The organism is Vibrio sp. V43_P6S15P86 (assembly GCF_009904725.1).
GTDB lineage: Bacteria > Pseudomonadota > Gammaproteobacteria > Enterobacterales > Vibrionaceae > Vibrio > Vibrio diabolicus.
Genome location: NZ_WXWT01000236.1, coordinates 1 through 9,795, shown reverse-complemented (window position 1 = coordinate 9,795; position 9,795 = coordinate 1). Strand labels below are relative to the sequence as shown.

The 9,795-nt window shown below is 44.9% G+C and carries 8 protein-coding genes; 6 read left to right on the top strand and 2 right to left on the bottom strand.

Features of this window, described 5'->3' with window-relative positions; translation table 11 throughout:
• The first annotated feature begins 244 nt into the window (after positions 1-244).
• Complete coding sequence (gene yjeH, locus CAG69_RS10510) at positions 245-1,507, top strand: L-methionine/branched-chain amino acid transporter (protein ID WP_161444111.1); 1,263 nt, start codon at positions 245-247, stop codon at positions 1,505-1,507.
• Here yjeH and pdxR read toward each other — a convergent pair whose 3' ends face one another.
• Entirely contained in the window at positions 1,508-2,953 is a 1,446-nt protein-coding gene (gene pdxR, locus CAG69_RS10505) for a MocR-like pyridoxine biosynthesis transcription factor PdxR (protein WP_161444109.1), read from the bottom strand.
• Between the two features lie 100 nt (positions 2,954-3,053).
• Here pdxR and CAG69_RS10500 point away from each other — a divergent pair, with 100 nt between their 5' ends.
• Positions 3,054-3,710: a pyridoxamine 5'-phosphate oxidase family protein gene (locus CAG69_RS10500; protein ID WP_161444107.1), complete on the top strand. Its 657-nt coding sequence runs from the start codon at positions 3,054-3,056 to the stop codon at positions 3,708-3,710.
• Between the two features lie 64 nt (positions 3,711-3,774).
• Here the strand turns inward: CAG69_RS10500 and CAG69_RS10495 are convergent, their stop codons facing one another.
• Complete coding sequence (locus CAG69_RS10495) at positions 3,775-4,776, bottom strand: AraC family transcriptional regulator (protein WP_161444105.1); 1,002 nt, start codon at positions 4,774-4,776, stop codon at positions 3,775-3,777.
• Positions 4,777-4,883: 107 nt separating this feature from the next.
• On the opposite strand from CAG69_RS10495, the gene CAG69_RS10490 reads away from it, so the two are divergent.
• The 4 genes from CAG69_RS10490 to CAG69_RS10475 all read left to right on the top strand — a co-directional run bounded on the left by CAG69_RS10490 (position 4,884) and on the right by CAG69_RS10475 (position 9,316).
• Complete coding sequence (locus tag CAG69_RS10490; RefSeq protein ID WP_046875867.1) at positions 4,884-5,210, top strand: MFS transporter; 327 nt, start codon at positions 4,884-4,886, stop codon at positions 5,208-5,210.
• Positions 5,210-6,433 (top strand): HlyD family secretion protein, encoded by a 1,224-nt coding sequence (locus CAG69_RS10485; protein WP_161444103.1) that lies wholly within the window; start codon positions 5,210-5,212, stop codon positions 6,431-6,433. Before CAG69_RS10490 ends, CAG69_RS10485 begins: the two co-directional genes overlap by 1 nt.
• A 101-nt stretch (positions 6,434-6,534) precedes the next feature.
• Positions 6,535-7,857, top strand: a complete 1,323-nt coding sequence (locus CAG69_RS10480; protein WP_151515735.1) for an ABC1 kinase family protein — start codon at positions 6,535-6,537, stop codon at positions 7,855-7,857.
• 112 nt (positions 7,858-7,969) lie between these two features.
• On the top strand, positions 7,970-9,316 hold the full coding sequence (locus CAG69_RS10475) for a magnesium transporter (protein WP_005396363.1): 1,347 nt from the start codon (positions 7,970-7,972) through the stop codon (positions 9,314-9,316).
• Positions 9,317-9,795: the final 479 nt, after the last annotated feature.

The window sequence follows — 9,795 nt, the reverse complement described above, 5'->3', positions numbered from 1 at the left end:
AAACAACCGTCATATTGACGGTTCAGTAAATCATTTTGTTATTAAGATTTTGGATATGCTATTTGGTAAGCATGAGATGCGCACCGTTATCCATTCAAATAGAAGAGCGATAACGCATTGAAATCAAATACGCTTCTTATGTATTCAGCGCACTAGCGGGCTCATTAAACTCCAATAAATGAGATAATTAGAATCCACAAGCGTTTTCGTCATAAGCCCTACAACATTGGATGAATCAATTAGCATGGAACAGCTCAAAAAAGACATTTCACTCACATCCGGTATCGCCCAACTATCCACAACATTAATGGGAACGGGTCTTTTTATGATACCAGCTATTGCAGCAGGCATAGCGGGTCATTTTTCACTATGGGCCTGGATTTTATTATTCATCGCCATTTGTCCTATTGCGCTGACTTTTGCCCAGCTAGGCAAGCGATATCCCAATGCGGGCGGAACCGCATTTTTTGTGCGTAAAGCATTTAACGCCAAGCTGGAAAGTAGTGTAGCTTGGCTATTTGTTAGTGTCATTCCGGTAGGGGTTCCGGCCGCGATTGCACTCGCCGCAGGCTTTCTACAGCAAATATTGCCAGAGCCTATTAGCAATAATCTGTTTGCACAAATTCTAACAGTATTACTTCTTGTGTTCGTCAACTTGATGGGCACTAAGTCATCAGGTCATTTACAAACTCTTATTGCTTTGAGTGTCTTTGCGCTCGTTGGCACATTTTTATGGAAAGGTGACGTTAAGAGCGCCGATCTCGTGATGCCAGCTATCACACAAGAGTCAATTTGGCCTATTACCGCAGCGCTTGGCGTGATGTTCTGGTGTTTTGTTGGCATAGAGGCTTTTGCTCATATGGGGGAAGAATTCAAAAACCCTCAAAGAGACTTCCCTATCGCCATTATTGTCGGTTGTTTTGTAGCGGGAGCTACGTACTGGGCTTGCTCTGTTGTTATTTTAAAGTTTGGTGCATATGGTAATGCTCAATTCGATAATGCATCGATTCCATGGTTGAGTGCTCAACTACTTGGCGATGGGGCCAAATGGATAATCAGTTTGATCGGATTCTCCGCTTGTTTCGCGAGCGTTAACTTATACACACAGAGCCTAGCGCGAATGGTCTGGGCTCAAGCTCGGGAACATCGTCCTTACAGCCCACTAGCCAAGATTTCGCGTCGTGGTGTCCCTTTCTCAGCCACCTTATTAGTTGGCGGCGTACTGCTAATATCTTGCGTGATAGGAACGCTATCGCAGCTCGATCTGGAGTTTTTCCTAAAACTAGCAAATAGTGTATTCGTTTTGGTTTACATGTTGGCGATGTTAGCCGCTTATAAATTGCTCCGTGGGTTTGGTAAAGCGCTTGCGGGACTTTCTCTACTGCTTTGTACCGGTGTTTTTATATGTTTAGGCTGGTCAATGTTTTATGCACTTGGCATTTTCACTCTACTTTTACTGCCTTGGAAACAGTGGCGACATAAACGACAAACACGCGCAGTTGAATAGTCACCGCTTCCCATGTCGAAAAATTTGGGCTAAACGTTGGATACCAGCGTCTATGTTCTCTAACGCGATATTGCCGTAACCAAGCACGGCACCATGCCAGTGACGTGCTTGAAAATCTGGGTGTTCATAATAGCTCAAAGGTCGCAAGATGATCCCTTCATGCTCTGCTAGTTTCGTAAAACGCTGCTCATCCATACCATCTTGCCATTTCAACGTAATATGAAGCCCCGCCGCTTGGCTAACGACGCAAACACGGTCGCCAAAATGCTGTTGAATGGATAAATGCATCTGTTCATGCTTGGTTTTATATAGTCGGCGCATTTTTCGGATATGGCGCAACAACCCACCCTCGGTAATAAAATCTGCCAATGCTTCTTGTGTATGCGTCGGCGAATCACCACTTAACGCATACTTAACCACTAAGCATTGCTCTACTAAACGTTCAGGAACTACAAGGTAGCCAAGCCGCAATCCGTTAAACATCACTTTACTGAAGGAACCCACATACAACACGCGATCATCTCGACCCATTTGAGCTGCTAGCCCCTGTAAACTGGTATAGGGACGATGAGCAAACTGAAATTCGCTGTCATAATCGTCCTCGATGATCCAACTTGATTGTTCGACCGCCCAGTTGATGATCTTTCCTCTTTGCTCGGTATTGAGTGTGGTGCCCATCGGATATTGATTACTTGGTGTAATATACAGCGCATCGGCATCGCTTGAGGTCACCGCTTCCACATCAAAACCTAATGTCTCTCTTACGAACAAAGGCTCAAATTGATAGTTTTGGAACTGAATCAACTTCCGCATTTGCGCGTAACCTGGTTGCTCCATCACAACCTTATCACCTTGTTTGAGCACTACCATCGTCGCAATTGACAACGCTTGCTGCGCCCCAGAGGTAATAATAATGCGCTCTGGAGAACAATTCACTGAACGACTTGATGCGAGGTAGTCAGCTAAAGCACAGCGCAATGCCCAACTACCCTGAATATCTTGATTCCCCAACAAGCAAGTACGAGACATATGGCGAGTGAGTAACTTTTGCCACTGTGCCATCGGGAAAGCGTCCAGATCCGGCACACCTGGTGCAAATGCAAGGTTGATATCAAAGTGAGTTTTCGGTGATGAGTCTCTCTGAACTGAATTAGGTTCAGGCAAGTACTGCTCCGGCAGTTCTACGGCAACATAAAAGCCAGAACCTTTTTGGCTGTTCAAGTACCCTTCCGACACTAACTGTTCGTAGGCAGAAATCACGGTATTCCTACTTAGATTAAGCGCCTGTGAAAGCTTCCGCGTAGAAGGCAACTTCCCATTCTTCACCCACAACCCTTGAACAATTTTCTCGCGAATAGCAAAAAACAACGCTTGCTGACGCGTTCCATCACTTTCTTTTAAATGTAGGTCACCGATATCAATCAAAGACAAACTGGATCCATTCATTAGTTAAAACTGGCTCTCTTTAAGCTACCAGTTAAGCGCTACATTGCAATCAAAGAATGAGGTTCAAGCGCTCGTAATCGTGAGTAAACAAGGAGAGAAAATGCTATCTAATACCAATAGAACGGAAATTAAGAAAGGCGCACATAAAGCCGTCTCTGATGTTAGCAAACTGCACGCCATCATAGATGAAAGCCTAATCGCTCATGTTGCGATAACCAACGAGTCAGGCCCTGTGGTCATCCCCATGCTGGCATGGCGTGTCGATGATTACGTGTATATCCATGGTGCCAACAACAGTCGACTGTTACGCTCACTCAAACAAGGAGTGCAAACGTGCTTAACCTTTACTTTGTTTGATGGTTGGGTATTGGCTCGAAGTGCATTTCACCACAGTGCGCATTATCGTAGCGCCGTGGTCTTTGGCCAGTTTGAGATGGTGGAGAATAACCAAGAGAAAGACAGGTTGCTGAATCACTTTATCGAACAGATCGCTCCTGGGAGAACAAAACAAGTCCGTTTGAGCAACGAAAAAGAGCTTAAAGCCACCATGCTGCTGCGTATCCCACTCACAGAGGCATCTGTGAAAATCAGCAATTTTGGCGTCAACGACGATGCGGAAGACATGGATATTCCTGTTTGGGCAGGTGTCCTACCCTACCGAACCGTCGTAGGTCCGCTGCAAGCTTGTGAAGATTTGTATGAGGGTATCGCTGAGCCAGACTACCGCAGAGCCTACTCTAATCGTTGGGACAAGTAGCATAGCTTCCAAATCAAAGATAAAGCTCTGTTTTTGTTGCTTTATCTTTCCATTCTACAAACAATTACTTTTCTAAACGAGCGATGTACTGTTTGGGCGTTAATCCACGATGTTTCTTAAACATACGATTGAAGCTCGCCACATTGGTGTAACCAAGGCGCGTGGCAATGTCATCAATACTCACGCGCTTACTCAACAAACCAGCTGCAATATTACTCAATACATAGCCAGAAACCGTCGAAAAATTGAGCCCTAATTTATGCAAACGACGTTGAAACTGCTGTTCAGATAAATCAAGCAGAGAAGAAACGCGCTCTAACGTTGGCAATCCATAATAGCTGCTGTAATTCACCACTTCATAAATCACTTTCAACTCATCTTCTGGGTCGGGCATATTAAGCAAATCATCCAAATCGGAAAAACTCATCGCTAGACGGCTGTCTTCTCGATGGCTCACTTGGCGAGAAGCTAGTCGGTCATCTCCCGGGATCCATATTTCTGTTTTTGGCTGACTCCATTCCACCTCGCAGCCGAAATATTCTCGGTATGGTTCAGTATTTTTTCTCGACCCTGAAACCTTCACGCGCAAAGGCTGATAGTCTTTACCAAGAAATTCGCGTAGCACTTTAATCATAAATACCGCACAGCGGATACTATCGTGCACCTTTACTGACGTTTCTATAAACGGATTGTGGTAAGTCCATTTGATGATTTTGCCCGACTGTTCGCCAGCAAAAAACGCCCCAGATTGTAAGTTACTCGCACCATAATTAACGCGTCGAATCGCGCTGGCTAAATCATTCCCAGAAAATAGCCAGCGTCCCACAGGTCCAAGCTTTTGCAGTTCAATACCTCGGCTGAGACTCAAAACCACATCTGGATCACTACTGGCTTGTTCAACACAACGATACCATTCTGCGACGGCTTTTAGCGGGATCAGTGTCATTGGGTTGTGAAACACCGACGACGGAATCCCCAGTTCATCCGAGCCCAAATTATATTTAGATAACGCGAGGTTATGCATGTTTAGAATGCCCATCGCGCGAATAAATCGAACCGTATTCATTACCAATCACATCAAATTTAATCCTCTATTGATTGAATCTGTCACAAAGAAAAACCTAAATCAAATCCAGATCACAATACGCCAACTGTTTGATAGAGGAGTGTTTAATGAGTTTACTGAGTGTCCCATTTGTCGGTACAGGCGCAGATACGGCGTTACATGTTGTCGCTGCTGTCGTTTTAATCGCGAGTGTCGCGGGCGCGTGTTACGGCTTTTGGAAAATCCATGAGTTGCCAATTAATAAGGCGCACAGCAAAGACCATCATCAGATAGGGCTCATCACTGCGCTCACCTGGATAGGGTTTGTCTGGCACTGGGTTTGGGTGCTAGCTGTTATCTTTGCATTCGTTGATATGGAAAAAGCCATCATCAATCTGCGTGATACATGGAGAAGTAAACCGCAAACAGAAACACAGCCAAAAGAGGAAGCGTAATGTTAGAAGGTTTAGCGGTATGGGCTCTCTTCATCTATTTGCTGCGTTTGGTTGGCATGCCTTGGAACAAAGCAACCAAATCGTTCGCTTATCTTGGCGGTTTGAGTTGGCTGATGTTCGTATGGGTAGGTTTGATTAACTTCACCCCGATGGATTTATCCGGTGGTTCTGTCGTGCAGTCACCACACATCCAATTGCGTCCAGATTCAACCAATGTAAAAGGTAAAGTTGACCACATTTACATTAAGCCGAATCAGCAAGTTAAAGAAGGTCAGCTCATTTATGAACTTGACCCAACGCAATACGAAATCGCATTAAATCAGGCGAACGTATCCGCCGATTCTGCACGAGTCGCATTAGCTACGGCAAAAGGCGACATCGAGATTGAAGAAGCGAATCATCAAGCATTGGTGCAAGATCTAGAAACATCAAAGAGCCAATTGGAAGCGGCGAAAGTTGACTACAAATTGCAGAAAAAGATGCTAGATCGTTATGTTGAGCAAAACCGAGTGGTGCACAACACCATCACGGAAAGCGATATCGACAAACAATCGAGTGCGGTTGATATGGCACGTCACAACGTGTTAACCCTTGAGTCTCAAATCAAGAAGAAACAAGTCGATATTTCCCGTGCAAAACAGGCGATTCATAAAGCGGAACTTGCAGTTGAAACTAAACAAGCCGAACTGCGCCAAGCTGAAGAGCAAATTGCAAAAGCGCAATGGGATTTGAATAGCACAAAAGTTCATGCCCCAACAGATGGCTTTGTCACCAACTTTATCCTGCGTGAAGGTCAGCGTGTATCGATGATGCCGCGTATCAACATGTACACTAACGAGAAGTACGTGCTGATGCGAGTCAACCACCAGGCGATTCGTAACATCAAACCGGGTCAGCCAGCGGAATTCTCTTCGTCCGTTTACCCAGGTAAGATCTTCTCAGCGACCGTCGAAGGCATTGTTGAAGCAACAGGTGAGTCACAAGGTAATCTGCTGGGTTTCGATGATTCCGTACGTATCACCACTGGAAAGAATTTACAGAACAAACACCACTTTGTTCGTCTTAAGATTGATGAGCCAGAAGGCTACGACATTCCTGTTGGCTCTGTGGGCCTCGCATGGGTCAGCGGTGAAAAACCGATAGGCTTCATGGCCTTCTTAGATGTGATTCGCGGGATCATCATTCGAATGAAGTCTCAGCTGTACTTCTTCTACTCCATCTAAACTCACAAACCGCCAGTTACGCTGGCGGTTTTCTTTTCATTTGTATCCAAACATATCCTTTTCCCGTATAACAATTAGTTAGTAAATAGCGGAGAAGATTCATGTCGGCAAAGGAAAGAAGCCTACCTACCCATCGCATCTCAAGATTCAGCAAATTCGCCTCACTTGCTACCCGTGTCGCAGGCAATGTGATTGCAGAAGGCACGAAGCAGATAGCCAAAGGCAACAAACCAAAAGCGAAAGACCTATTGCTGACGCCGCAAAACATCGCGCGTTTAACCGACCAACTTGCTCACCTACGTGGCGCTGCAATGAAGCTTGGTCAAATGCTCTCAATGGATGCTGGTGATGTTTTAGAACCTGAACTTGCCGATATTCTTTCCCGTCTTCGTTCCGACGCAGACCCAATGCCTGCAAAACAACTCAACGCAGTAATGGAAAGTTCGCTTGGAACGAATTGGAAAGCTGAGTTTCTATCATTTAACTTCAAACCAATCGCCAGTGCATCAATAGGACAAGTGCACCAAGCCTACAGCGATGCGGGCGATAACCTAGCCGTCAAAGTACAATATCCGGGCATACGAAAAAGTATCGATAGCGACGTCGATAATGTCGGTACACTGCTCAAGGTCGTTGGATTGATTCCCGAGTCTGTCGACTACAAAGGATTGCTCGAAGAAGCGAAAAAGCAGCTACATGACGAGGCCGATTACGCACGAGAGGCACAATTTGCCATTCGTTATCATGACGCTTTGAAGGAGCACCCTCATTTTGTCGTGCCGAAGATTCATACTGAAAGTTGCTCAGACTCCGTTCTCGCGATGGAATTCATTGATGGTAGCCCGATTGAGCAAATCGAACATTATGATCAGAGTACACGGGATTTTGTCATGCACAGCCTACTCGAATTACTGTTTCGAGAGCTGTTCGAATTTAAGATGGTACAAACCGACCCAAACTTCGCCAACTACTTATATATCGAAAACACTCGTCAAATCGGCTTGCTAGATTTTGGGGCGACCCGCGAATACAGCGAACGGTTCAGTACCGGCTATCGCCAAGCTTTTGCGTCTGTCGTGAATAATGACGAACAAGGCTTAAATGATGCGCTTGAACAAATTGGCTTCTTCAGCCAAACCATCCTACCTGACCAGCGCCAAGCGATTCTCGATTTAGTAAAAATGGCATGTGAACCCATGTTAGTTGATGAGCCATATGATTTTAAAGCCAGTGGCTTAGCGCAAAAACTTCGCGAAGCTGGCACTATTTTGAGCATGGAACAAGAGTACTGGCATACCCCACCTGCCGATGCCCTATTTTTACATCGTAAAATTGGTGGAATGTATTTGCTCGCAGCGAGAATTGGCGCAAAAGTGAACATTCGCCAATTGGTACAGCCATATCTCACTATCAACAGCGAATAGCCTATTGTTTTTCTGTTACTTTCAAGTACCTTGAGCAAGGTTAAGATGCATAGTTGTGCATCTCAATAACATGCCATACTTCCATAAAACGAATTAACTATCGGGGTACTCGGTGAGCAAGTTTCAAGATCTCTCCACTCTAATCCAGCAAATTGGCCAAGCCGAAGAAGCGGATCAAGTCGCAACGCTCAATGAATCTATTGAAGCGGGTCTCGAACCTGGCGCAGTCGCCCTAATTCTGGAAGCCTTTCCAATCGATGATCGTGTTCGCTTATGGCGAGCTTTGCCACTAGAACTGCATATCGACGTGTTAACGGAAATGCGTGCCGACGTACGTTTTTCTATCATCAATGCATTATCTGAAGTCGAGCTAAAACTCACCCTCGCTAAACTTGATAACTTATCGCTGATCGAATGGGCGGATTCGTTGCCTGAGTCGATCATCAACGAAGCGCTCGCGTTAATCGAAAAAGATGAGTTAGAGCTTTACGATCAAGCAAACGAATATGAAGATGAAGAACTCGGCCACTGGGCTGAGCGTAAAATCATCACCCTGCCCTTTAATATTACGATTGGAACGGCTAAGCAGTTAATGGAGCGCTATAGCTACGACACGCCTCAACAAGTCTACCTGATCAACCGTAATAAACAGTATCGAGGGACAGTCAATTACTACGAAATTTTACGTAGTGATCCTGATACTCGCTTAAAAACACTCGTTATTGAAGCGGTGACGGTGCTAGACAGTAAGATGATGCTTCCCGAAGCGGTAGAAGCATTAGAGCACAGCACACTGCCCGCTCTGCCTGTGACTGATGCAGACCAAACTCTGATTGGTGAAGTCGATTGGCAATTTGCATTAAGTACGCAACGTGAAATCTACGAAGCGCGCTTAATGGCCGGTACTGGTATGGATGAAGGCGATGACTTGTTTGCGCCAGTATTAAAAAGCTCACAAAAACGCGGCGTGTGGCTGGGCATCAATTTGCTGACTGCAATTTTAGCGTCTGTCACTATCGGGCTATTTGAAGACGTGATTGCTCAAGTGGTTGCTTTGGCCGTACTAATGCCAATTGTTGCATCGATGGGTGGCATTGCAGGCAGCCAAACCCTGACTCTAATGGTTCGTGCGATGGCGCTCAATCAGATTACCCCAGGTAACCGATTCAAATTCTTAAAAAATGAGCTGGGTATTGGCTCACTGAACGGCATTGCTTGGGCGCTAATCATCGGCGGGTTAGCCGGATTGTGGTTCCAATCGCCAGTTTTAGGTGGAACCATCGCGCTGGCCATTATCGTCAACATTATTACCGCTGCTTTATTTGGCGTGTTGATACCCATTATTTTGGATAAGTTTAAATTGGATCCAGCCTTAGCAGGTTCGGTTATTCTAACGACGGTGACAGATGTGGTTGGTTTTTTCGCCTTTTTGGGAACGGCGAGTTTAGTCATGCTCTAAAAAGTCCACTGTTTATTAATCAATCATTAGCATAATAGAGTTAAATTGCATAACGCAGTTGCAAATTGCAAACAAACTCAAACTTTAAGCAACGCATGTCACAGAAACTACGTATTTTAGGGCATATTAAAGTTGGCACAGTAACTGCATTATATAAATCGACCCTTCTTAAGCCGAGGGTCACCTAGCCAACTGACGTTGTTAGTGAACTTGATTTTGTTCACATGTATATAAGCCAATCGCACTCTTTGCGGTTGGCTATTTTTTTATGTGGCTATTGCTCTCTTATCCTCTGACCGAGCTCGGTTGTACTTTTCCTGCCCACAACAGATTGTTTACTGTTTATAAAATTCAAATATTCGCCCACTAAACCATTAGAAATACCAGCTTCAACAAAAACAAATTACCTACATAAAATAAAACCAAGAAAACATACCCAAAAAAGAAAAAATAACGTCCAAACCAAAACGCTCATCATG

Bases quoted from the DNA above. Each gene is read 5' to 3' on its own strand.
- CAG69_RS10495 (WP_161444105.1), bottom strand. From the start codon at position 4,776: ATGAATACGGTTCGATTTATTCGCGCGATGGGCATTCTAAACATGCAT.
- CAG69_RS10500 (WP_161444107.1), top strand. From the start codon at position 3,054: ATGCTATCTAATACCAATAGAACGGAAATTAAGAAAGGCGCACATAAA.
- CAG69_RS10480 (WP_151515735.1), top strand. From the start codon at position 6,535: ATGTCGGCAAAGGAAAGAAGCCTACCTACCCATCGCATCTCAAGATTC.
- CAG69_RS10490 (WP_046875867.1), top strand. From the start codon at position 4,884: ATGAGTTTACTGAGTGTCCCATTTGTCGGTACAGGCGCAGATACGGCG.
- yjeH (WP_161444111.1), top strand. From the start codon at position 245: ATGGAACAGCTCAAAAAAGACATTTCACTCACATCCGGTATCGCCCAA.
- pdxR (WP_161444109.1), bottom strand. From the start codon at position 2,953: ATGAATGGATCCAGTTTGTCTTTGATTGATATCGGTGACCTACATTTA.
- CAG69_RS10485 (WP_161444103.1), top strand. From the start codon at position 5,210: ATGTTAGAAGGTTTAGCGGTATGGGCTCTCTTCATCTATTTGCTGCGT.